20 protein-coding genes are annotated in these 24,352 nt (G+C 45.7%); 15 read left to right on the top strand and 5 right to left on the bottom strand.

Features of this window, described 5'->3' with window-relative positions:
* Positions 1-12 precede the first annotated feature (12 nt).
* Positions 13-786: a potassium channel family protein gene (locus R7P36_RS18400; RefSeq protein ID WP_025768395.1), complete on the bottom strand. Its 774-nt coding sequence runs from the start codon at positions 784-786 to the stop codon at positions 13-15.
* 105 nt (positions 787-891) lie between these two features.
* Between R7P36_RS18400 and R7P36_RS18395 the strand changes: the two genes are divergently transcribed.
* The 3 genes from R7P36_RS18395 to hldE all read left to right on the top strand — a co-directional run bounded on the left by R7P36_RS18395 (position 892) and on the right by hldE (position 6,603).
* On the top strand, positions 892-2,148 hold the full coding sequence (locus R7P36_RS18395) for a methyl-accepting chemotaxis protein (protein WP_005379890.1): 1,257 nt from the start codon (positions 892-894) through the stop codon (positions 2,146-2,148).
* A gap of 113 nt (positions 2,149-2,261) precedes the next feature.
* A complete protein-coding gene (gene glnE / locus R7P36_RS18390) occupies positions 2,262-5,105 on the top strand; it encodes a bifunctional [glutamate--ammonia ligase]-adenylyl-L-tyrosine phosphorylase/[glutamate--ammonia-ligase] adenylyltransferase (protein ID WP_085569660.1) in 2,844 nt (947 codons plus the stop codon).
* Between the two features lie 67 nt (positions 5,106-5,172).
* Positions 5,173-6,603, top strand: coding sequence for a bifunctional D-glycero-beta-D-manno-heptose-7-phosphate kinase/D-glycero-beta-D-manno-heptose 1-phosphate adenylyltransferase HldE (hldE, locus tag R7P36_RS18385; protein WP_017633601.1), 1,431 nt, complete (start codon positions 5,173-5,175; stop codon positions 6,601-6,603).
* A 178-nt stretch (positions 6,604-6,781) separates the two neighbouring features.
* Here hldE and tolC read toward each other — a convergent pair whose 3' ends face one another.
* Positions 6,782-8,110: an outer membrane channel protein TolC gene (gene tolC, locus R7P36_RS18380; protein WP_005379884.1), complete on the bottom strand. Its 1,329-nt coding sequence runs from the start codon at positions 8,108-8,110 to the stop codon at positions 6,782-6,784.
* 229 nt (positions 8,111-8,339) lie between these two features.
* Between tolC and nudF the strand changes: the two genes are divergently transcribed.
* The 6 genes from nudF (at position 8,340) to parC (ending at position 15,352) form a co-directional block, all read left to right on the top strand.
* Positions 8,340-8,990 carry an ADP-ribose diphosphatase gene (gene nudF / locus R7P36_RS18375; RefSeq protein ID WP_017820247.1) on the top strand — a complete coding sequence of 217 codons (651 nt, stop codon included), beginning with the start codon at positions 8,340-8,342 and terminating at the stop codon, positions 8,988-8,990.
* A complete protein-coding gene (locus R7P36_RS18370) occupies positions 8,990-9,433 on the top strand; it encodes a DUF1249 family protein (RefSeq protein WP_318122250.1) in 444 nt (147 codons plus the stop codon). Before nudF ends, R7P36_RS18370 begins: the two co-directional genes overlap by 1 nt.
* A 61-nt stretch (positions 9,434-9,494) precedes the next feature.
* Entirely contained in the window at positions 9,495-10,301 is an 807-nt protein-coding gene (gene cpdA / locus R7P36_RS18365; protein WP_005387419.1) for a 3',5'-cyclic-AMP phosphodiesterase, read from the top strand.
* A 47-nt stretch (positions 10,302-10,348) separates the two neighbouring features.
* On the top strand, positions 10,349-10,933 hold the full coding sequence (yqiA, locus tag R7P36_RS18360; RefSeq protein ID WP_064353617.1) for an esterase YqiA: 585 nt from the start codon (positions 10,349-10,351) through the stop codon (positions 10,931-10,933).
* Positions 10,934-11,182: 249 nt separating this feature from the next.
* Positions 11,183-13,063, top strand: a complete 1,881-nt coding sequence (parE, locus tag R7P36_RS18355; RefSeq protein ID WP_005387417.1) for a DNA topoisomerase IV subunit B — start codon at positions 11,183-11,185, stop codon at positions 13,061-13,063.
* 3 nt (positions 13,064-13,066) lie between these two features.
* Complete coding sequence (parC, locus tag R7P36_RS18350; protein ID WP_318122249.1) at positions 13,067-15,352, top strand: DNA topoisomerase IV subunit A; 2,286 nt, start codon at positions 13,067-13,069, stop codon at positions 15,350-15,352.
* Positions 15,353-15,389: 37 nt separating this feature from the next.
* Here parC and degS read toward each other — a convergent pair whose 3' ends face one another.
* The 3 genes from degS to zapG all read right to left on the bottom strand — a co-directional run bounded on the left by degS (position 15,390) and on the right by zapG (position 18,656).
* Positions 15,390-16,454 (bottom strand): outer membrane-stress sensor serine endopeptidase DegS, encoded by a 1,065-nt coding sequence (gene degS, locus R7P36_RS18345; RefSeq protein WP_017633606.1) that lies wholly within the window; start codon positions 16,452-16,454, stop codon positions 15,390-15,392.
* A gap of 190 nt (positions 16,455-16,644) precedes the next feature.
* Entirely contained in the window at positions 16,645-18,012 is a 1,368-nt protein-coding gene (locus R7P36_RS18340; RefSeq protein WP_213899720.1) for a Do family serine endopeptidase, read from the bottom strand.
* A gap of 200 nt (positions 18,013-18,212) precedes the next feature.
* Complete coding sequence (zapG, locus tag R7P36_RS18335; protein ID WP_005379861.1) at positions 18,213-18,656, bottom strand: Z-ring associated protein ZapG; 444 nt, start codon at positions 18,654-18,656, stop codon at positions 18,213-18,215.
* Positions 18,657-18,851: 195 nt separating this feature from the next.
* Between zapG and zapE the strand changes: the two genes are divergently transcribed.
* The 6 genes from zapE to R7P36_RS18305 all read left to right on the top strand — a co-directional run bounded on the left by zapE (position 18,852) and on the right by R7P36_RS18305 (position 24,327).
* On the top strand, positions 18,852-19,955 hold the full coding sequence (gene zapE, locus R7P36_RS18330; RefSeq protein ID WP_054578498.1) for a cell division protein ZapE: 1,104 nt from the start codon (positions 18,852-18,854) through the stop codon (positions 19,953-19,955).
* A 251-nt stretch (positions 19,956-20,206) separates the two neighbouring features.
* Positions 20,207-20,635, top strand: a complete 429-nt coding sequence (rplM, locus tag R7P36_RS18325) for a 50S ribosomal protein L13 (protein ID WP_005372872.1) — start codon at positions 20,207-20,209, stop codon at positions 20,633-20,635.
* Positions 20,636-20,650: 15 nt separating this feature from the next.
* Complete coding sequence (gene rpsI / locus R7P36_RS18320) at positions 20,651-21,043, top strand: 30S ribosomal protein S9 (RefSeq protein ID WP_005372876.1); 393 nt, start codon at positions 20,651-20,653, stop codon at positions 21,041-21,043.
* Positions 21,044-21,737: 694 nt separating this feature from the next.
* Positions 21,738-22,328, top strand: coding sequence for a ubiquinol-cytochrome c reductase iron-sulfur subunit (gene petA / locus R7P36_RS18315; protein ID WP_005372877.1), 591 nt, complete (start codon positions 21,738-21,740; stop codon positions 22,326-22,328).
* Positions 22,328-23,593, top strand: a complete 1,266-nt coding sequence (locus R7P36_RS18310) for a cytochrome b (RefSeq protein ID WP_005372880.1) — start codon at positions 22,328-22,330, stop codon at positions 23,591-23,593. The genes petA and R7P36_RS18310 overlap by 1 nt, the downstream gene beginning before the upstream one ends.
* Entirely contained in the window at positions 23,590-24,327 is a 738-nt protein-coding gene (locus tag R7P36_RS18305; protein WP_005372881.1) for a cytochrome c1, read from the top strand. The genes R7P36_RS18310 and R7P36_RS18305 overlap by 4 nt, the downstream gene beginning before the upstream one ends.
* The last annotated feature ends 25 nt before the right edge of the window (positions 24,328-24,352 follow it).

Raw genomic sequence — 24,352 nt, 5'->3', positions numbered from 1 at the left:
GACCGCATGGTCCTATTTTTTTGTCTCTGTTTTACGTTGTTGTAGCTCTTTTTCCATGAAATCGAGTCGTTCTAGTATTTGCGCTTGTTGGGTTAGGAGCTGCTCGAGCATACGTTCTTTATTGATTGAACTGTGCGTCTGTTGTTTCGTTGGAGCAGTAAGGATAGAGGTGATAAGACCCGAGATCATACCAAAGATACCCACCCCGCAAACAATGATGATGACAGCCAAAAACTTTCCTATGGAGGTCACAGGATAATGATCGCCGTAACCAACCGTTGAGATCGTTACAAATACCCACCACAAAGCATCGGCGCCAGTGCGAATATTCGCTTCTGGGTTTTTCGCTTCGATAAACAGCATTGCACTAGAACCGAGCGTTATGAGGATAACCATCAATAGCAGTATAGAGGCGACCGTAGTTTCGCGGCGGTTTTCTTTGAGCTGATGCAAAATGAACTTTGACGAACGCAGTACTAATACCACTCGCATAATATGAAAAATACGAGCAAAGCGCAGGGGCTCTATCAATGGGATGCTCGCCACGAAATCTATCCAATGACGTTTAAGGAATAACCAGCGATCTGTGGACCGGATCAAATCAATGGTGAGCTGTAGTAGAAAAATACTACAGATTATGAAATCCAGACCGATAAGAACTTGACGGGTTTCGTGATCGATCGGGAAAAACAACAAGCCAGAGATCACAAATAGTGCCATAAAAGACAATATTAGTGACAACAGGCCCATCGGTCGTGTGCTGTCTTTGATATCATTGTTTTTCATACGAAGCTCAAAATAAATCGCGTAACCACGCAAAGCGCGAACATAACTATAAGTAATATAAAGATTATAGATAAAGACTATATAAGACTCGGTGGAGAACTGACAATGGAAAAGCTGGCATTTAAGCCATGGGAAAGGGTCATATCCGACATTCGACTGGTGCCTAAAATGGTCATGTTGATGGTCTTCAGTACTGTCCTGATCGTGGCAAAACAACTGTGGGACGCAAACACTTTTTACGACTCACTTTTAGCGGCGACACAAAACGCGCAAGTTGCCCAACAGCATTATGAAGCATATTTAACGCAAGTTGCTTGGCAAACCGCCTTATTGATTGTGGTTTTTGTCGTGCTCTTATTAGCGGCGGCTAGAGTGATGTTGCGTCAAACACAGTATCTGAGCGACGCGATCAAACTGATGGCGAGCAAGAACCTCTCTGTTCCATTTGGTATGGATTGTAAAGATGAATACGGAGACGTGGCACGTGAATTAGAAAAGACACGTCGACAATTGCACGATGTTATTCAAATGCAAATTAATGCGTCTGATGAATTATCAACGCTCACCGAAGTCATGACGCTGAGCATGTCGGAAACGAAGGAATCGGCGCAAGAAGAGTTTAACGAAATTGATCAACTTGCTACGGCGATGAGTGAAATGTCGTCGACGGTCCAAACGGTTGCGGAACATGCCCAGACGGCATCTTCTCTAACAGAGCAAGCTTCCGCACAAGCAATTTCTGGTCAGCAGTTCTTGCAAAGTACAATGGCGAAAATGAGTGAACTTTCGTCGGATATCGCTTCATCGGCACAAGCGGTTAACCAAGTTGAAGAACGTGTTGAAGCCATTGGTAGCGTTGTAGGGACGATTCAAGGCATTTCTGAACAAACCAACCTGCTTGCACTGAATGCGGCGATTGAAGCGGCGCGAGCTGGCGAGGCTGGGCGGGGTTTTGCTGTGGTTGCAGATGAAGTTCGTAACCTTGCCCAACGTACACAACAAGCGACGGTAGAAATTCAAGAGATGATCGCACAGCTGCAAACCAGTGCTGAATCTGCGGTAGAACTCATGGAAAAAAGCGTTGTAGAAGCGGCAGATGGAAACGAGCTGGTTTCTAATGCTGGATCTGAGCTCGATGGTATTGTTGGGCAAGTGACGCAAATCAATGACATGAACTTCCAGATCGCGACGGCGTCTGGTCAGCAAAGCAGTGTTGCAGAAGAGATGAGCCAAAACCTCACCAATGTACGTGAGTTGGTTGAAGCCTCAGTTGTTGTTGTTACCGAGCTGCTAGAAACCTCTGAAATGATGCAAAATAATGCAGGTGAGCTAGACAAGAAGATCAAATCTTTCCAAGTTTAATATTCGATCCCGAACTTTTGATAAAACGCCCACAAACCTTTTGTGGGCGTTTTTATTTGCTTTCAGTCTGGTATAAAGAATGAGTTACCGTGCTTTTCAAACAAGGAAGAAAAATGCAGCTGCCTTCGCCACTGATTTCTATCGCTGAATCTGCCGTACAAAACGCCCAAGACGCAGGTTATTTTCCCCTTTGGCCCGATGAGGTTGCGCAGCAATTTCGTTATGTGGCGGGCTTAAGCCAGTTTATAACTGAAGCCATTCATCGCGATGAAGTCCTAGCCCGTGAGTTGCCAAGTATGTTAGCGCAGCCAAGTCGTCAGGAGTCTTACCGCTCACGCCTTGCTGAACTGTTGGAACAATGTCCTGATGAGATGTCTGGTCATCGCGTATTGCGTCAGTTTCGCAATCGAGAAATGGTGTACATTGCGTGGAAGGATTTCACGCATGCATGGTCTCTAGAGACGTCTTTAAGCCACTTATCTGAGTTGGCAGAAGCGATGATTTTTGAAACCTATCAATGGCAATATCAAGTGTGTTGTCAGGAGTGGGGCACGCCAACAAGTGAGGACGGTGAAGTGCAGCCGATGTTAATTATCGGCATGGGGAAACTGGGTGGTGGCGAGCTAAACTTTTCTTCCGATATTGATCTAATTTTCACGTACCCAGAGAATGGTGAAACCCAAGGCGCACGCCGAAGCATTGCCAATGCCCAGTTCTTTACTCGTCTTGGTCAACGCATCATCAAAGCGCTCGACCAACAAACCTTCGATGGTTTTTGCTACCGCGTCGACATGCGACTTCGCCCATTTGGAGAAAGTGGCCCCTTGGTAATGAGCTATGCCGCACTTGAAGATTATTACCAAGAACAGGGGCGAGATTGGGAACGTTACGCGATGATCAAAGCTCGGGTGATGGGATGTGAGATGTACCCGCAGTATCAAGAGCTACGCCAAATGCTGCGCCCTTTTGTTTTTCGTCGTTATATTGATTTCAGTGCGATTCAATCTTTGCGACGAATGAAGTCGATGATCAGTAGCGAGGTTCGCCGCCGAGGGTTGAATAACAACATTAAGCTAGGTGCGGGTGGCATCCGAGAAATTGAATTTATCGCTCAAGTTTTTCAATTGATTCGAGGTGGTCGAGAGCCTTCTTTGCGTAATCGAGGGCTGTTGGAAACGCTGCAAGGCATTGAAGAACTGGCATTGCTTACTCCAAAAGAAATCAGCGATCTAGAAGCTGCATACAAGTACTTGCGTCAATTAGAAAACTTGTTGCAAGCAATGGCGGATAAGCAAACCCAGACGCTGCCTGATTGCGAAACCGAACGCTTAAAGCTCGCCACTGCGATGAAAATGAGCTGTTGGGAGCAATTAATTGAGCAAACCCAGCAGCATATGGCAAATGTTCACCAAGTTTTTGAATCACTAATTGGTGATGATGAAGAAGACGAGGGGACTACTGTTGCTCGTCATTTTCATGAGCTATGGGATATGGCCGACAAACAAGACGTTCTTGAGCATATCTTGCAGCAGGATATTCAGATTGAAGACTTTGCTTCATGCGCGAAAACCATCATCAACTTTAAAACCGATCTGGCCAAAAAAACGTTAGGCCCACGTGGACGCGAAGTGCTCAATCGTTTGATGCCGAAAGTGTTTGATGCGGTCTTTGCCCATCCTGATGCACAGTTTGGTTTATCTCGTGTACTTCACTTGCTACACAACATCTGCACTCGCACAACTTACTTGGAATTATTGGATGAGCATCCAGCGGCTCTGGTGCAGCTCGTACGTTTGTGTACCGCAAGCCCAATGATTTCAGAGCAGCTGTCTCGTTATCCTATCTTGCTTGATGAGTTGATCGACCCTGCGCAGCTATACAATCCCATTCCATTAGACAGTTACCGTACAGAGCTGCGTGATTATTTGGCGCGTATTCCTGAAGATGATATGGAACAGCAAATGGAAGCGTTGCGTCAGTTTAAGCAAATTTGTATTTTGCGTATTGCAGCGGCAGATATTGCTGGCGCATTGCCAGTGATGAAAGTGAGTGACCATTTAACTTATTTAGCGGAAGCTATCGTGGATGCGGTGATCAGTCAGGCTTGGTTGCAAGTATCTGAAAAGTATGGCGAGCCAACGCATGTGAAAGATCGTGAAGGCAAAGGCTTTGCTGTAATTGGTTATGGTAAAGTCGGAGGGTGGGAGCTCGGCTATAACTCCGATTTGGATATTGTCTTCATGCATGACTGCCCAGTCAATGTCTACACTGACGGCAAAAAAGAGATTGATGGTCGTCAGTTCTACCTTCGTTTAGCACAGCGTATCATTCATATTTTCTCCACTCGCACCGCTTCCGGTATTTTATACGAGGTCGATACCCGATTGCGTCCGTCCGGTGCATCGGGTTTGTTGGTTAGCCCAACGGACGCGTTCGACGACTATCAACATCAAGACGCGTGGACATGGGAGCATCAAGCACTTGTCCGCGCGCGCATGATTTATGGTGATGAACCACTGGCGATCGCATTTCACAATACGCGGCATGATGTGTTGTGCAAAGCACGCGATCAAGCTGAACTGAAAAAAGACGTTGTCGAAATGAGAGAAAAAATGCGCGGTCATCTTGGGGGGAAAAAGCCAGGCCGCTTTATGCTCAAGCAAGATGTGGGTGGGATTACCGATATCGAATTTCTCGCTCAGTACCTAGTGCTCAACTATAGTCACGATAAGCCGAAATTGACGCGTTGGTGTGATAATGTGCGCATCTTTGAAACGCTCATTGCGCAAAATGTCATGGACGAAGACCAAGCAATGCAGTTGATACGTGCTTACACGACAATGCGCAACGAAATACACCGCCGAAATCTACTCAATTTAGACGCTGATGTGGTGGAAGACAAGTTTGTTGCCGAAAGGGAGTGGGTAAAACAGGCTTGGAATCAGTGGTTCAGTTAAGACCATATATTTAGCCTCGATAAGGGCTGTGATAAACTCACTTCGATTTAATTTTTGGAGACCAACAATGAAACCAATTCTACCTGATTACAACAGCGCTGGTGTGCTCATCATCGGTGATGTCATGCTAGATCGTTACTGGTATGGCCCAACCGGGCGCATTTCTCCTGAAGCGCCGGTTCCTGTTGTAAAAGTAGAAAACAATGAAGAGCGTCCTGGTGGTGCTGCGAACGTTGCGATGAACATCGCATCACTAGGTGGCCATGCTCACATTGTTGGTCTAACTGGGGAAGATGAGCCTGCAAAAGTGCTGACGGAGACGCTGAGCTCACTCAATGTGAAGTGCGATTTCGTTGCACTGCCTGATTACCCAACGATTACGAAGCTTCGTGTAATGAGCCGTGGACAACAGCTTATTCGTCTCGACTTCGAAGACAAGTTTGAAAACACAGATTCTGCGCCAGTGTTATCTCGAATGGATGCCGCACTGCCAAACGTTAAAGCCGTGATTATGTCTGATTACGCAAAAGGTTCGTTAGAGCATGTTCAGGCATACATTCAAAAAGCGCGCGCAGCAAATATTCCGGTTTTCATTGACCCGAAAGGTGCGGATTTTGAACGCTACCGTGGCGCAACACTTCTTACGCCAAACATGAAAGAGTTCGAAGACGTTGTAGGTAAAGTGAAATCTGACCAAGAGCTAGTAGAGAAAGCACTGGCTTTGGTTGAAGAGTTTGAATTTGAAGCGCTTTTAGTGACACGCAGCGAAAACGGAATGACCTTGATTCGTCGTGGTCAGGAACCGTTCCACCTTCCAACTCAAGCGAAAGAAGTGTACGACGTGACAGGTGCGGGCGACACAGTTATCTCTGTATTGGCAGCGTCTGTTGCCGCAGGCAAATCATTTGAAGAAGCGTGTGCACTAGCAAACGCAGCGGCAGGTGTTGTAGTTGGTAAACTAGGCACGTCAACGCTTTCTGAGATTGAATTAGCAGAAGCGGTACATGGCAGCCAAGACACGGATTACGGTGTGATTTCAGAAAAAGCACTGATCGAAGCGGTGAAAAAAGCACGAGCTCGTGGCGAGAAAGTCGTTATGACAAATGGCTGCTTTGATATTCTGCACGCTGGGCATGTGTCTTACTTAAACCATGCTGCTGAACTGGGCGATCGCCTAATCGTTGCGGTAAATACCGATGAGTCAGTAAAACGCCTTAAAGGCCCTGGTCGTCCGGTAAACCCAACCGATCGCCGCATGGCGGTGTTGGCAGGTTTGGGCGCTGTGGATTGGGTTGTACCATTTAGTGAAGATACGCCGCAGCGTTTGATCTCAGAAGTTCTACCAAGCTTGCTAGTAAAAGGCGGTGACTACAAACCAGAAGAGATTGCTGGTGGTAAAGAAGTCATTGCGGCGGGTGGTGAAGTTCGTGTATTGAACTTTGAAGATGGCTGCTCGACCAGTGAAATCATTAATGCAATCAAAGGCGGTAAGGGCTAAGCCTGCTGTTTGTTAGCATTGAAATGCTATTTGCTCATAAAGGTCGCTAAGTGCGGCCTTTTTGATACTTGATGCTCAGAGACACTTATAGGCTCTGAACTATAAGTAATAAAAAACGCCAGCTGATAACTCAACTGGCGTTTTTTATTTATTAAGGACTGAAGTATTCAGTTCGCGGTTATTTTGCCGCTTTCAAACCTGCATCAACATCCAAGATGTCTTGTTCGCTTAGCGTACCAACGGCTTGGCGTAGCTGAAGAACACTTAAAATGTAGTCGTAACGAGCGTTCGATAGGTTTTTGTTCGCATCGTATAGACGACGAGTCGCGTCCAGTACATCAACGATAGTACGAGTACCTACATCAAAGCCAGCTTCTGTTGCTTCTAGTGCAGAGCGTGCAGAAATAACCGCTTGCTCATACGCACGTAATGCGCCGATAGAGGCGTTAATGTTGTTGTTTTGTGCGCGAACATCTTTGACTACGCTACGGTACTGTGCTTCAAGATCTTCGCTTGCTGCCACGTACGCGTATTCAGCTTGTTTGGTTTGAGAGGTTACGTTACCACCTGTGTATAGCGGTACAGCAAGGTTCACACCAATATTGAAGTTGTCTGTCGTGTTGTCACGAGAGCTATGAGAAGTATCACCGTAGTTGTAACCACCGTCTAGAGAGAGCGTTGGTAGGTGGCCAGAGCTTGCTAGTGAAATATTGTCACGCGCAATGTCTTGAAGAATACGTGATGATAGCAAGGTCAGGTTTTTGGTTTTTGCTTCATCAATGAGCGATTCAGCTGGTACGGTCGATGGGCTAGCAGTGAAGCGGCCAGTGTCCAAAATGTTGAGGTCTTTGTGCTCTTGGCCTGTAATTTCACGCAGTGACTCGTAGCTATTAGTTAGCGCGTTTTCTGCCAACACTTCGTCCGCTAGCACTTGGTCGTACTGAGCTTGTGCGTCATGCACGTCAGTGATTGCAGACAAACCTACTTCAAAACGCTGTTTAGTTTGCTCAAGTTGACGGCCGACCGCGGCTTTTTCTGCACGTACGAAAACAAGATTATCTTGTGCGCGTAGAACTTCAAAATACGCTTGTGACACGCGAAGAATCAGTGCCTGTTGCGTCGCTGCGTAAGTTGCGTCTGCTTGGCGAGCACTTTTCTCAGCAGTATCTAGAGAGATCCAAGATGCGCGGTTGTAAAGTGCTTGTGAAAAGCTAACGCCAGCGGTTAGCGCGTTGCCATCGTTTGATACGTCACTAATTAGATTTGAATCGTATTCAGTATCACCACGAGTTAAATTGTAACCCGCAGTAAGGTTGATCTGTGGTAATAGAGCACTACGGCTTGAGGTGATTGCTTCGAAAGCTTGGTCACGTTGTGCTGCTACACTGAGCAATTGTGGATCATTTTGTTTTGCCAAGTCGTAGATTTCAGCCAAAGAGTCTGCGAACGCAGACGTACTCATGCTACCTAGCGCTGCACTGATAAATAGTGGAAGCAATTTTTTCATTTTCTATTCCCGCGGTCCATAGATTGGTTAATTCTCAGTAGTTTAACTCAATTTGCACGATATTTACTCTAAAGTTTGCACTTTTTTACACGTAATTATCCACTTGTGCAATAAATTTTTAGCAAAGACTTAAATTAATTTGTAACTATTATACAAAAAGTTGAGCCAAGTCCTTTGAGCAAGCGAATAACAATGAGTAAACTACAGGATTCACTCAGAGAGGTGTTGAATGCAACAGCGTGACAAACAACAACAAGATTTTACTTCGCGAGATGTAAAAGTCATCTCGAAAGAAACCTTATTTGAAGGTTTTTTCAAAATGGTGAAATACCGCTTTCAGCATAGGCTATTTGCTGGTGGTTGGAGTGGAGTTGTCGAACGAGAAATGTTCGAGCGTGGTCACGCAGCAGCGATGCTTCCTTATGATCCAAAGACGGACCAGGTCGTAATCATTGAACAGATTCGTATTGGCGCGTTGGAACATGAACACCCTTGGCAGCTAGAAATTGTCGCCGGTATGATTGACCGCGATGAATCTGCTGAAGCCGTAATTCGTCGAGAGGCTGTCGAAGAAGCGGGGATTCAGGTGGGGCGCGTTGTACCTGTCACTTCTTATTATCCTTCGGCTGGTGGTTGCTCGGAAAAGCTAGACGTCTTTGTTGGTGAAGTGGATGCGTCTAAAGCGCACGGCATTCATGGTTTAGACTATGAGAATGAAGATATCCGGGTTCATGTCATGAGTCGTGAAACGGCGTATCAATGGGTGAAGGACGGGAAATTTGAAAATGGTGCGTCGATTATTGCGTTGCAATGGCTGCAATTACACCATCAAGAGTTAAAGTCAGAATGGGGACAATCCCAAACGGTGGAGAGTGAGTAATGGCACAATTGGCTGAAAAACAACAATATCATGTTGATTTAGCTGGTCTTATGAGAATCTATGAGACCAACTACGCTAAATTGAATGCCTTATTGCCTGCTTCTGCTGAAGTTGGGGATGTACGTTGCTACCAAGCGGCGAACATGGTTTACCAATTGACCGTGAATGAAATCACAAAATACACCACAGTTGTTGAGATATGTCAGAGTGATGAAACGCCAGTGTTTCCTTTACCGACGATGTCTGTCAGGCTTTATCATGATGCGAGAGTAGCCGAAGTATGCTCAAGCGGAGAGTTCTCTCGCATAAAAGCTAAGTATGATTATCCCAATGACCAACTGATGCAGAAAGATGAAAAGCATCAATTAAACACATTCCTCGGTGAATGGCTGACGTTTTGTTTACGAAGTGGTATCAGTAGAACACCACTTGCCTTCAATTGATCGTCACGTCACTAAAGGAAAATAACAAATAACGATATAGTGGACGAATCAGGTTTTCATTTTGCAATCATCTAGTGACAGCATCAAACTTTTACAAATTACGGATACTCATCTGTTTGCTGCCGATGAGGGAAGTTTGCTAAGCGTAAAAACAGTCGATAGCTTCAATGCTGTTGTTGCTGATGTTTTACGCCGCAACGTGGCGTTTGATTACATCTTGGCGACAGGCGATATTTCCCAAGACCATAGTGCAGAATCTTATCAGCGCTTTGCCAACGGCATTGAACCGCTAGAGAAAGACTGCTTTTGGCTACCTGGTAATCATGATTACAAGCCTAATATGGGCAGTGTTTTGCCTTCGCCACAAATCAAAGCCGCAGAGCATGTGTTGCTTGGCGAGCATTGGCAGTTAATTCTTTTAGACTCGCAAGTTGTTGGCGTTCCTCATGGGCGCTTGAGTGATCAGCAATTAACGCTACTCGAAGAAAAGCTAGCCGAACACCCAGAAAGACACACACTTGTTTTGTTGCATCATCACCCGTTACTGGTCGGAAGCGCGTGGCTTGATCAACATACTTTAAAAGATGCCGAAGCGTTTTGGCAGGTTGTCGAGCGTTTTGATAACGTGAAAGGCATTCTCTGTGGTCATGTTCATCAAGATATGAATGTGCTTCACAAGGGCATTCGAGTGATGGCAACACCCTCAACTTGTGTTCAGTTTAAGCCTAACTCGGATGATTTTGCCCTTGATACCACTTCGCCTGGTTGGCGGGAGCTGCAACTACACGCTTGTGGCGATATTACGACCCAAGTAGGTCGGCTTCCTGATGGCCAGTTCCAACCAGACTTCTCTTCTAACGGCTACTAACGCGCCCGAGCTCTCTGTTCGGGCTCGCTTTTTTGTGCGAGATATCTATGAGTAAACCTTCACTTCTTCTCTATATCCATGGCTTTAATAGCTCTCCACTCTCCATTAAAGCGAATGTGATGAGAGCCTACTGCGAGCAACATAGGCCTGATATTAAGGTGATTGTTCCCCAGTTACCTTGTTATCCTCAGCAAGCGGCGAAAATGTTGTTGGATATTATCGAGCAATATAAAGACGACTATAAAATTGGTCTAGTGGGCAGCTCATTAGGTGGTTTTATGTCAACGTGGCTAAATGACAAGTTTGGGTTTAAAGCGGTAGTGGTCAACCCCGCAGTCAAGCCTTATGAGTTGCTAGTAGATTATTTGGGTAAGCAAACTAACCCATATACGCATGAAACCTATACACTTGAAGCTTGTCATATTGACGAGTTAAAAGCTCTTGATGTACAAAGCATCGCGTCGCCACATTCTTTTTGGTTATTGCAACAAACAGAAGATGAGGTTTTAGACTATCGACAAGCGGTAGATAAGTTTGCAGACGCTAAGCAAACAGTAGAACAAGGCGGTGATCACAGTTTTGTAGGCTTTGAGCGTTATCCTGCACAGATTATCGAATTTCTAGAACTGTAATTCGAAAGCGATTGGAAAAGGCTCATAGTTTTTATTGATATATCCAACCGTTTCTTGACATGGGCGGTATGCTTTCCGACTATGTTTTGCCAAAAGATCTTAAGGGTCGAGGACCCTGGCTACTTTGTTATGCATCATGTTTACAAACTCTTAGTGATGTGAACAGGGTGGCTTTTTCGTTTCCTGAGTATGGGTACGCCCATTGGTGATACTCAGGCAACAAGTAAACTTTGAGAATAATTCCGTATTATGACTGAACAATATAATGCTGGTGCCATTGAAGTACTGAATGGCTTAGAGCCAGTACGTCGCCGACCAGGGATGTATACGGATACAGCGCGCCCAAACCATTTGGGCCAAGAAGTTATCGACAACAGTGTCGATGAAGCGCTAGCCGGACATGCCTCAAAAGTACAAGTCATCCTACATGCTGACCAATCACTCGAAGTGATCGATGATGGTCGAGGCATGCCTGTTGATATCCACCCAGAAGAGAAAGTATCAGGCGTAGAGCTAATTCTATGTAAGCTACATGCGGGTGGTAAGTTCTCTAACAAAAACTACCAATTCTCTGGTGGTTTGCACGGGGTAGGTATATCTGTAGTAAACGCGTTGTCAAAACGCGTTGAAGTAACAGTTCGTCGTGATGGTCAAGTGTATGAAATTGCATTTGAACACGGCGAGAAAGTGTCTGATCTGACCGTAACTGGCACATGTGGTCGTCGCAATCGCGGTACCAGCGTACATTTCTGGCCTGATGCGAAGTACTTCGATTCGGCTAACTTCTCTGTGACGCGCTTAGTCAACAACCTGCGCGCAAAAGCGGTTTTGTGTCCGGGCTTAGAAATCACATTAACCGACAAAGTTAATGGCAAAGACTATAAGTGGTACTACGAAGATGGTTTGAAAGACTATCTTGCGGAAGGTGTAAAAGGCTATCCAGTTATTCCTGAAGAACCATTTACTGGTGAGTTCTTGGCGGATACTGAAGCGGCAAACTGGGCGGTAATTTGGCAGCCAGAAGGCGGTGAGATGATCACCGAAAGCTACGTTAACCTGATCCCAACCGCTCAAGGTGGTACACACGTTAATGGTTTACGCCAAGGCTTGTTGGAAGCGATGCGCGAATTCTGTGAGTTCCGTAATCTATTACCTCGTGGTGTGAAGCTAACGGGTGATGACGTTTTCGACCGCTGTTCTTACGTGCTGTCGGTTAAAATTCAAGATCCACAATTTGCAGGCCAGACCAAGGAACGTCTCTCTTCTCGTCAAACCGCGGCATTTGTCTCTGGCGTTGTAAAAGATGCGTTCAGTCTTTGGTTGAACGAAAAGCCTCAGCTCGCAGAGCAATTGGCAGAAGTCTGTATCGCTAACGCGCATCGTCGTATGCGAGCGGCGAAAAAAGTCGTACGTAAGAAAGTGGCTTCTGGCCCGGCACTGCCAGGTAAGTTGACCGACTGTTCTGCACAGGACTTAAGTCGCACGGAAATCTTCTTTGTGGAGGGTGACTCTGCGGGTGGCTCGGCAAAACAGGCACGTGACCGTGAATTCCAAGCCGTGATGCCACTGCGTGGTAAGATCTTGAACACTTGGGAAGTCTCTGCCGATCAAGTTCTTGCGTCTCAAGAAGTACACGATATCTCCGTTGCTTTGGGTATTGACCCAGATAGCGACAACCTCGAGAGTCTTCGTTACGGTAAGATCTGTATCCTTGCCGATGCGGACTCGGATGGTCTTCACATCGCAACGCTGCTTTGTGCTCTATTTACTCGTCACTTCCGCGCACTAGTGGAAGCGGGGCATATCTATGTGGCGATGCCGCCTCTGTATCGAATCGACTGCGGGAAAGAAGTGTTCTACGCTCTCGATGATGATGAAAAAGATGGCATTTTAGAGCGCTTGTCGAAGAAGAAAGCCAAAATCAACGTGCAACGATTCAAAGGTCTGGGTGAGATGAACCCACTTCAGTTGCGTGAAACCACCATGGATCCGAACACGCGTCGCTTAGTGCAGTTAACCATTGACGACTCTACGGCGACCATGGAAATGATGGACATGCTGCTAGGTAAAAAGCGTGCAGATGACCGTCGTTCTTGGCTACAAAACAACGGCGACTTGGCAGAGGTGTAACGGATGTCTACAGAAATTACCTACGATGGCGTCGAACAATTGCCAATGCGCAAGTTCACTGAAGACGCTTATCTGAACTACTCGATGTACGTAATTATGGACCGCGCCTTGCCATACATTGGTGATGGCTTAAAGCCGGTTCAACGACGCATCATTTATGCGATGTCAGAGCTTGGTCTCTCTGCATCAGCAAAATACAAAAAATCTGCACGTACCGTTGGTGACGTGCTAGGTAAATACCATCCGCACGGTGATTTAGCGTGTTACGAAGCGATGGTATTGATGGCTCAGCCATTCTCTTACCGCTATCCATTAGTGGATGGTCAAGGTAACTGGGGTGCGCCAGATGATCCGAAATCATTCGCGGCAATGCGTTATACCGAAGCAAAACTGTCTAAGTTTGCTGAAGTATTGCTAGGCGAACTGGGTCAGGGTACGGTTGAATGGCAACCTAACTTTGATGGCACAATGAAAGAGCCACAAATGTTGCCAGCACGTCTGCCTCATATCCTGCTTAACGGTGTAACCGGTATTGCGGTTGGTATGGCAACAGACATCCCACCGCATAACGTTCGTGAAATCGCAGATGCGACTATTCATTTGATCGACAACCCGAAAGCAGAACTGCCGGACGTGATGCAGTATGTTAAAGGTCCGGATTACCCAACAGAAGCAGAAATCATCTCGCCGCAAGCGGATATTGAGAAGATTTACCGCAACGGTCGCGGCAGCATCAAGATGCGCGCGGTGTGGCACAAAGAAGGTTCTGATATCGTTATCACCTCTCTGCCACACCAAGTATCGGGTGCAAAACTGCTTGAGCAAATCGCCAACCAGATGCGTGCGAAGAAGCTACCAATGGTTGACGATCTTCGTGACGAGTCGGATCACGAGAACCCAACGCGTATCGTTGTGGTACCTAAGTCAAACCGCGTCGACTGTGATTTGTTGATGAACCACTTGTTCGCATCAACGGATCTTGAGCGCAGCTACCGCGTTAACTTGAACATGATTGGTTTGGATAATCGTCCTCAAGTTAAAGGTCTGGTGCAAATTCTGTCAGAGTGGATTGAGTTCCGTCGCACGACCGTACGTCGCCGTCTACAACACCGCCTAGACAAAGTCATGGCTCGCTTACACATTTTGGAAGGTTTGTTGGTTGCTTACCTAAACCTAGATGAAGTGATTGAGATCATCCGTACTGAAGATGATCCTAAAGCGGTATTGATGGCACGTTTTGGTATTACCGATATCCAAGCGGATGCGATTCTAGACACCAAACTTCGTCACTTAGCCAAACTAGAAGAGATGAAGATTCGTGGTGAGCAAGACGAGCTAGAGAAAGAGCGTGAGAAGCTAGAACAGCTACTCGGTTCTGAGCGTCGTCTGAACACACTACTGAAAAAAGAAATCAAAGCAGATGCAGAGAAATACGGTGATGACCGTCGCTCTCCAATGGTTGAGCGTGCAGAAGCAAAAGCGCTGACTGAACGTGACCTCGTACCAAGTGAGCCAATCACGGTTGTGCTTTCTGAGAAAGGTTGGATTCGTCACGCGAAAGGCCATGACGTGGATGCCGAAGGCTTAAACTATAAGTCGGGTGATAAGTATTTAGCGCATGCTCGAGGTAAGAGTAATCAGCCTGCGGTATTCCTAGGTAGTGACGGTCGAAGTTACTCTCTGGAATCGCACTCACTGCCTTCTGCTCGTAGTCAAGGTGAGCCGATTACCGGTCGCTTGAATATTACGGCTGGTAGCAGTATTCGCCAAGTCATCATGAGTGAAGAAGATCAGCTGTGGCTGGTGGGCTCAGATGCAGGTTACGGCTTTGTATGTAAAGGCGCGGACTTGCTGTCTAAAAACCGCAGTGGTAAAGCGCTCGTCACTTTACCTGCCAACTCTGAGATAATGACGCCAAAAGAGATTGAAGATTTAGACTCTGATGAAATCTTAGCAATCACTAACCAAGGTCGCATGCTGCTGTTACCAATCAAAGACTTGCCACAACTGGCGAAAGGTAAGGGGAATAAGATCATCAACATTCCTGCTGCTAAAGCAAAAGAGCGAGAAGAAGTACTATCTCACTTAATGTCTTTACCAAAAGGTGCATCGTTAACGCTGTACGCGGGTAAGCGAAAGTTGGGTCTTAAACCGTCTGACCTTGATAACTTCCGTGGCGAACGTGGTCGCCGAGGTGGGTTATTACCGAGAGGTTTGCAGCGAGTCACTCGCATTGAAGTTGAGCTAGATGATTCCGATACGACGGAAACACCGAGCGATAGCGAGTAACGCACAAATAAAAATCCCAGCCAATGGCTGGGATTTTTTATGCTTCTTGCTTGTCTTCGGCAATGGTGACTTTCAAGGTCATCTCTTTTCCTTTGCGAATAATGCCGACATCCACGGTGGTGCCAGGACGTAAATCGGTGACGATATCCATAACGCTCTGACGCCCTTGCACTTTATTGCCATCAATACTGATAATGATGTCCTGCTTTTGGAAGCCTGCCGCATTGGCTGGACCATTTGGATCAATACCAAGTACGACAATACCACCTATGTGTTCATTTCCAAGTAAGCGAGCAGTGACCGCATTAATGTCTTGGCCGTCGATTCCAATGTAACCACGAATCACGCGGCCATCAGCGATGATTTTCTGCATGATCTTACTCGCTAGCGGCGCAGGGATCGCAAAAGAAATACCGTAAGTTTCTAAGTCTGTCGCTTGCTGAAAAGAGGCGGTGTTAATGCCGACGAGCTCGCCTTGTGTGTTTACTAGGGCTCCACCAGAGTTACCTTCATTGATGGCGGCATCGGTTTGAATGAATGCTTGACGACCATCGCTAATAGATGAACGACCTGTGGCAGAAATAATGCCGAACGTTGTGGTTTGTCCAAGGTTGTATGGGTTACCGATGGCTAGTACTACATCGCCCACTTGTGGTTTGTAATTAGAGTTCAGAGGGATTACGGGCAAATTCGAACCTTCGACACGCAGCACGGCTATATCAGTACGTTTATCTGTCCCTACGAGCTGAGCCGCTGCGGCTCTACCGTCTTGTAATGCCACAACAATTTGATCAGCTTGAGCAACCACATGATAGTTAGTAATGATGTAGCCTTTCTCACTAACAATGACACCTGACCCCAGACCTTGAGTCGAGAGTTTACTGCGATCATTCTCAACATACTTACGGCTGTAGATGTTTACCACTGCAGGCGCTGCTCTTCGGACCGCTTGATTAAACGTCAATTCGACTGATGCGATATTAACAGGTTGAGGATCAAGCGCGGCAGGAATTACGTTGTTGCGCAAAGATGGAACCGCCAGTAATACCACTGCGGCAGTAGCCAAGCCTAAAAAGACAGAACGTAATAAAAAGCTGAGCATATCCTCTCCATGCGTGAGCGCCAAAATGGCATCGAAGATGAAGAATAGCATTACATTGAAAAATAACAAAAGGGCAGCGCGTCATCGCGTTGCCCTTTTCATTAGTTATTGAGCGATAAGGAAAAGTGTTCGAGCCTTATCACTCAGTACTATGCATCGAAAACCTTATTTTCTATCACTTTGAAAGTGGTTAACGAATGACAAGATAAATAGTACGTTCACCACGTTGAATATTAAGAGCCAGTACACCTTTGTGTTTCTCTACGATTGTACGAAGCTCGGCAAGGTTTTTCACTCGTTGACGGTTCACACCGATAATAATGTCACCTTGTTGTAATTGATATTGAGCAGCCGGAGAGTTATCTGCAACGCTCGATACTTTAACACCTTGGATTACATCACTTGGTGTTGTATTGCTTAACTCCGCACCTTTGAGTCCCTCATGTAATGTCTCCGCTTTAGCTTTCATATTCGTAGATTCGCCAAGCGTTACATCAAAGGTTTTATTCTTACCATCTCGAACCACACCTAATGTGATTTCTTTACCTGCGCCCAGTGTTGCCACTTTTGCGCGGAGCTCTGAGAAAGTATTAATCGCTTTGCCGTTCACCGATACAATTACGTCACCGGCTTTTAACCCTGCTTTATCGGCTGCGCTGTCCGGTACGACTTGACCAATAAAGGCCCCTTTACTCGACTCGTAACCCAATGCATCAGCTAGCTCAGAGGTTACTTCGCCACCTTGCACACCCAACATGCCGCGTTTGACTTCACCAAACTCTAGAATTTGATCAGTGAGGTTTTTCATCATGTTTGATGGAATCGCAAAGCCAATACCCACATTACCGCCGTTAGGGCCTAAAATCGCAGTATTAATACCGATCAGCTCACCATTAAGGTTGACCAATGCACCACCAGAGTTACCGCTGTTAATTGCGGCATCGGTTTGGATGAAGTTTTCGAAGTTTTCAACGTTTAAGCCGCTACGACCAAGGGCTGAAACAATACCCGAAGTCACAGTTTGACCGAGTCCAAATGGGTTACCAATCGCAACCGTATAGTCACCGACACGCAGTTTGTCGGAATCCGCGACCTTAATCTGCGTTAAGTTTTTCGCTTTCTCTAATTTAAGTAACGCAACATCGGCCATTTCATCACCGCCAACGAGCGTAGCGTCATACTCGCGCCCGTCAAAGAGGCGAACTCGAATCTCATCTGCCCCCTTAATCACATGGTAGTTAGTGACAATATGGCCTTTCTTCGCATCAATAATGACACCAGAACCTAAACCTCTGAACGGGCGCTCTCGCCTTTGTTCCATAGGAAAGTCTGGGCCAAAGAAAAATTGAAATTGCTCGGGAATGCGGCTGGTTTGTACTTGTTTACCTTCTACAGCAATACTCACAACAGCTGGGGTCACCTTCTCAAGCATTGGTGCCAAGCTAGGTAACTGTTGGCCATCCACATTCAAAGGTAATGCGGCAGTGGCTTGAACTGGGGCAATAATCGACCCCAAACTCAGAGATAGAACGGTGAGCGCAAGCAGTGGTTTTTTCATCCAATAACTCCTCTTGAAACATGTCTGCCAAAAAGAAATATCCGAACGGTTAGTTCACTTTGTTAACAACTAATATAGGGTCTAGTTCGGACAATCAAAAGGGGAGGCAGTGCACATCCAAGTTAGAGCGAAGGTGAGGTGAAAAAGTTCAAAAAAGGGCCGATACAAATGTATCGGCCCTAGATAGAAGTAAGAGAGGATTATGATGCTTTTGCGGTTACCGCTTCGGGAGCATTAATGATTTCTTTCTCTTGATCCTTCAAAAGACCGGTGGCGCCATTAGCGTAGTCTTTTGGTTGTTCGTTAAACTCTGGTTGATCTTCTGCAATGGTTTCAGACGACATTGCCGTTTTCTTATCAAACGGGTTGTCTTGTTCTGGTAAGTTTGGCAAAAGCTCAGAAGAGGTCTTGGCCATATGTTGGTATAGCTTGGTGTAATCTTTACCTAGGGTGTCCAACATCTCTGCGGTTTGTGCAAAATGATCGACGAGCTCTTGACGTTGTTGCTCTAATTCAAACTTGGCCGCTTCAAGTTCTTTCTGCACAGACTTTTGTTTCTTGTATTCAGGGGTGGTTAGTCTACTAATGACTACGCCTACGATTGTACCGACCAGCAAACCCACAATGGCATAAATCCAAGGCATAACTGCTCCTTATAGTTGTTTTAACAAGTCTTTTACTACTTAGTTACACGCGGTGCTTGTCCATGTTACTATGGCTTGAACAGCCGATAAAGAAAAATAGCAGTATGTCTTCGGGGACTGATAACTACTTCTCTCTATTCTCAAAGTTGACCCCGAGGCAACCCTTTTCTCTATACCTCTATACGACTTAATACGATGACACCACTACAACAATATCAAAAAGACATAGCAGAACACGGGTTTCAGCGTGATGAAGCTCAGTATCAAGCGGTCGTTGCATTAGACAAGCTTTACCATGCTATCGTTGAATTTCAGTCAGCGCCTGTGCCTCAGCTTTCCAAATGGCAAAAGCTAATGGGGAAAAAAATCGACAAGCCTGAACCACCAAAAGGCCTTTACTTTTGGGGTGGGGTAGGTCGCGGAAAAACCTACCTTATGGACGCATTTTTTGATGCTTTACCGACCCAAAGAAAAATGCGCGTCCACTTCCATCGATTTATGTATCGAGTACATGATGAGTTGAAGCTGTTAGGTGACGTCGAAAATCCTCTATCAAAAGTGGCGGATAAATTTAAAGAAGAAGCAGATGTGGTTTGCTTTGATGAATTTTTTGTTTCCGACATTACTGATGCGATGATCCTTGCAACGCTACTTCAAGAAATGTTCAAGCGGCAGATGATCCTAGTCGCGACTTCAAACATCGAGCCGCAGAACTTATATCGTAACGGTTTGCAAAGAGCGCGCTTTTTGCCCGCTATCGATATGATTTTGGCACGTTGTGAAGTGTTGAATGTCGATAGTGGCGTTGATTATCGCTTAAGAACGTTAGAACAGGCTGAAATATACCATTACCCGCTTGATGAGCAGGCTAGCATAAACCTTAACAAATATTATCAGCAGCTGACTGGAGAGCGTCAGTTTGTTGCTCATCAAATCGAAGTTAACCACCGTCAACTAGCGGTGATTGAAGCAAGCGACGGGGTGCTGCATGCGTCGTTTGCTCAGTTGTGTCAAACTGCTCGCAGTCAAAATGACTACATTGAATTGTCTCGTATTTACCACACTGTATTACTGGCAGATGTTCAACAAATGAACCGAAAAATAGATGATGCGGCGAGACGCTTTATCGCGCTAGTCGATGAGTTTTACGAGCGCAATGTTAAGTTGATTATTTCTGCTGAAGTGCCAATGTCCGACTTATATACTGATGGGCAGTTAGAGTTCGAATTTAAGCGCTGTTTGTCTCGGCTTACTGAGATGCAAAGTCATGAGTATCTCGCGCGTGAACATTTGGCCTAGATCCAAAGGATTCTTAAAAAAGTGAAGAAAAAATTAGTGATTTGGCGCAAAAAAAGGTGATTTTTTCTTCGCTCTTCTCTATAATCCTGCGACCCACCGTTACTGCAGACCTGATTATCGAAGTTATTTCGAAATTGAAGGTCGAGAGTACCAACGACTCGAAGGGGTGATGACTGGGCTCTTAGACAGTGTGGGAGCACTATTGGGTGTTCCTTTAAAGTTTAAAATTTAATTAACGGGTTATTGTTAGCATGAAAACTTTCGTTGCTAAACCAGAAACTGTAAAACGCGACTGGTACGTTGTAGACGCTGAAGGTAAAACTCTTGGCCGTCTAGCAAGTGAAATTGCATCTCGCCTACGTGGCAAACATAAAGCTGAATACACTCCTCACGTTGACACTGGTGATTACATCATCGTTATCAACGCTGAGAAAGTTGCTGTAACTGGTAACAAAGCTAAGAACAAAGTGTACTACCGTCACTCTGAATTCCCAGGTGGTCTAAAATCTATCACTTTTGAAAAGTTGATCGATCGTAAACCTGAGATGGCTCTTGAGCTTGCAGTTAAAGGCATGCTTCCACGTGGTCCTCTAGGCCGTGCTATGTACCGTAAGCTAAAAGTTTACGCGGGCGCTGAGCACAACCATGTTGCTCAACAACCACAAGTACTAGACATCTAATTGGGGATTTCGAAAATGGCAGAGAATCAATACTACGGCACTGGCCGTCGCAAAAGCTCAGCTGCACGTGTTTTCATTAAACCAGGCAGCGGTAACATTGTAGTAAACAAGCGTAACCTTGACGAATACTTCGGTCGTCCAACAGCACGTATGGTTGTACAACAACCTCTAGAGCTAGTTGAACTAACTGAAAAGCTAGACCTTTACGTAACAGTTAAAGGCGGCGGTATTTCTGGTCAAGCTGGTGCTATCCGTCACGGTATCACTCGCGCGCTTATGGAATACGATGAGTCTCTACGTCCTGCTCTACGCGCAGCTGGCTACGTTACTCGTGACGCTCGTTGCGTTGAACGTAAGAAAGTTGGTCTACGTAAAGCACGTCGTCGTCCACAGTTCTCTAAGCGTTAATTTCCTCTTATCGGGAATTATGCTTTTCAGAGTTACTCTGGAAACTGTGTACCAAAAGCTCGGCTCTATGCCGGGCTTTTTTGTATTTAAAGACATCATACTTGTCTTCAAGCAACGAACAGTCTTCATTTATCATCACATTCCGAGTAGGCCTTCTTATTCGTCCTCTTCGTCGAAAGGTTGCCAGTGCCGTTTTATATGTGTGCCTTATTTAATCGCGACTCACCACGCTTTCTCTTGCGATGCAGCATAGATGTATTCATCAGCAAGAATGTCTTTGTATCTTATTCTCCCTGTAACATGTTTTAAAATGACTTACGTTCCTTTTTGAGCATTCTGCGTGCTACAAAATTGAAAATATAAACACAGCAAGCTGAACGCGTAATACGAAATATTTCTCTGTGTAATTAACTGAAAACTACCAAGATAAAAGGTTTTATCCGCTGTCAGCGGGGCTTCTATGTGGTGCTTTCTTGTTACAAATCACATCAATTTTTTATAATTCTGCCGCTTTTGTGACGACGCGAGCGATTTGCCTCACAAATGTTACAAAAAGGTAGCTTTATCTTGTCAAAAAGTAGGGTTTTCTTTATCATTTCCCTCCAATAAATAGAACTAAATTCATTATTTGTTAGCCATGCTCTTATAAGCGGAATAATAACGATCCAAAGGGAGCAAATGGGAGAATGTTTGGATGAGCAACGCGCCTTTAAATAACGGTCGCAGGCGTTTTCTAACCGCTACAACGGCAGTTGTTGGTGGGTTAGGGGCAGTCGCCGTCGCCGTGCCTTTTATCAAATCATGGAATCCGAGTGCTAAAGCCAAAGCGGCGGGCGCACCGGTGGAAGTGGATATAAGTAAAATTGAACCAGGTCAGCTGGTTCGTGTTGAGTGGCAGGGAAAACCTGTATGGATTGTTCGCCGCACTCAAAGCGTTCTGGATAACTTAAAATCGATCGGTGATAAGCTTCGCGATCCACAATCTGAAATGGAGCAGCAGCCTGAGTACGCTCAGAATGAGTTTCGTTCGATTAAGGAAGAGTTTTTCGTCGCAGTTGGTTTCTGTACCCACTTAGGTTGTTCACCAACCTATCTACCTGACTCTTTCTCAGAGCAGGTGCAGGGCGTAAGATCTGGCTTCTTCTGTCCTTGTCATGGTTCTAAGTTCGACATGGCTGGTCGAGTGTTCCAAGGAGTACCTGCTCCGTTGAACCTTGTCGTTCCTAAGCACATGTATTTGAGCGATACAAAGCTCATTGTGGGTGTTGATGAGGGAGATGCATAATGCAAGCAATGTTAGATTGGGTTGAAAAGCGTATTCCTGCAATGAATGCTTATAAAAAGCATTTGTCTGAATACCCAATGCCTAAGAACTTCAACTTTTGGTACCTTTTCGGTTCTCTGGCGATGCTGGTTCTTGTTAACCAAATCCTAACGGGTATTTGGCTAACGATGAACTATGTTCCTTCAGGTGACGGTGCATTTGCGTCTATCGAATACATTATGCGTGATGTAGAGTACGGTTGGCTTCTGCGTTACATGCATTCCACTGGCGCGTCAGCGTTTTTCGTTGTTGTGTATCTTCACATGTTCCGTGGTTTGATCTACGGTTCATACCAAAAACCTCGTGAACTGTTGTGGATCTTCGGTATGTTGATCTTCCTAGTTCTCATGGCTGAAGCGTTCATGGGTTACCTACTTCCATGGGGTCAGATGTCATACTGGGGTGCGCAGGTAATCATTTCCCTGTTTGGTGCTATTCCTGTTATCGGTGATGACCTAACACTTTGGATTCGTGGTGACTACATCATCTCTGGTGCAACGCTAAACCGTTTCTTCGCACTACACGTTATTGCACTGCCTATCGTTTTGCTTCTTCTTGTTGTTCTGCACGTATTGGCGCTGCACGAAGTAGGCTCAAACAACCCGGATGGTATCGAAACTAAGCTGCCAAAAGGCTCAATGGGCGACGATTACAAAACGCAATTCAAGTTCCACGATTACTACACGAAGAAATATGACATCATTGATTCGATTCCTTTCCATCCGTACGGCACGGTTAAGGACTTGGTCGGTGTCGCTGGTTTCTTGTTCTTCTTCTGTTACGTGCTGTTCTTTAACCCAGAGATGGGTGGGTACTTCCTTGAGCCGCCTAACTTTGAAGCTGCAAACCCACTGAAGACACCAGAGCATATTGCTCCGGTATGGTACTTCACGCCGTTCTACGCAATCTTACGCGCGGTTCCAGACAAACTATTAGGTGTTATCCTAATGGGCGCGTCAATTGCAGTGCTGTTTGTTCTACCTTGGTTGGATCGTTGTAAAGTTCGTTCATACCGTTACCGTAGCAAACTTCATTTATTGAATATTGTACAGTTCACTATCGCCTTTATCGCTCTGGGTATTTTAGGTGCGTTACCTGCTACACCAACGTACACACTACTATCTCAGATCTTTAGCTTGTGTTACTTCATGTTCTTTGTGTTGCTGTTCTTCTACAGCAAAAATGAAGCAACCAAACCATTACCAGAGAGGGTGACATTCAAATGAAGAAGTGGATTGTAATTCTATTTGCTATGTTGCCATCACTAGCGATGGCAGCTGGGGCCAATGTTCCGCTGGATAAAGCGAATGTTGACCTTACAGATAAAGCTTCGCTACAAAACGGCGCGAAGTTGTTCATGAACTACTGTTTTGCTTGTCACTCTACGCAATACCAGCGTTACGAGCGTGTAGCAACAGACTTGGAAATTCCAACAGACTTAATGAAAGAAAACCTGATTTTCAATCCTGAAGCGAAAATCGGTGATCTAATGGTCAATGCTATGCCACCGAAGCAAGCGGCAAACTGGTTTGGTGCTCCACCACCAGATCTTACGTTGGTTGCACGAGTTCGTGGTGCTGATTGGTTATACACTTACTTACGCTCTTTCTATGTTGATCCATCTCGTCCATTCGGCGTGAACAACATCGTATTCCCGAGTGTTGGTATGCCGCATGTACTTGAAGAGCTACAGGGCATCCCGACGCCGATTTACGATACGAAAATCGTAGATGGCGAAGAAGTACAAGTTGTTGTTGGTACTGAAACCGATGGCACGGGTGAGCTGAGTGAAGGCGAATATGACAAAGCGGTTGGCGATCTCGTTAACTTCTTAGTTTATTCAGGTGACCCAGTGCAGCTTGAGCGTCATGCTCTAGGCTGGTGGGTAATGGGCTTCTTAGTGCTTCTAACCATCGTTGTTGTGATGCTCAAGAAAGAGTATTGGCGCGATGTGCATTAATTGTGCTAAAATGCCGTGCTAATTC

Origin of the sequence: Vibrio sp. 397, from assembly GCF_033339395.1 — a bacterium.
GTDB classification, from domain to species: domain Bacteria; phylum Pseudomonadota; class Gammaproteobacteria; order Enterobacterales; family Vibrionaceae; genus Vibrio; species Vibrio alginolyticus.
Note: the sequence above shows the minus strand (reverse complement) of the source record. Positions and strands in the feature narration are given on the sequence as shown.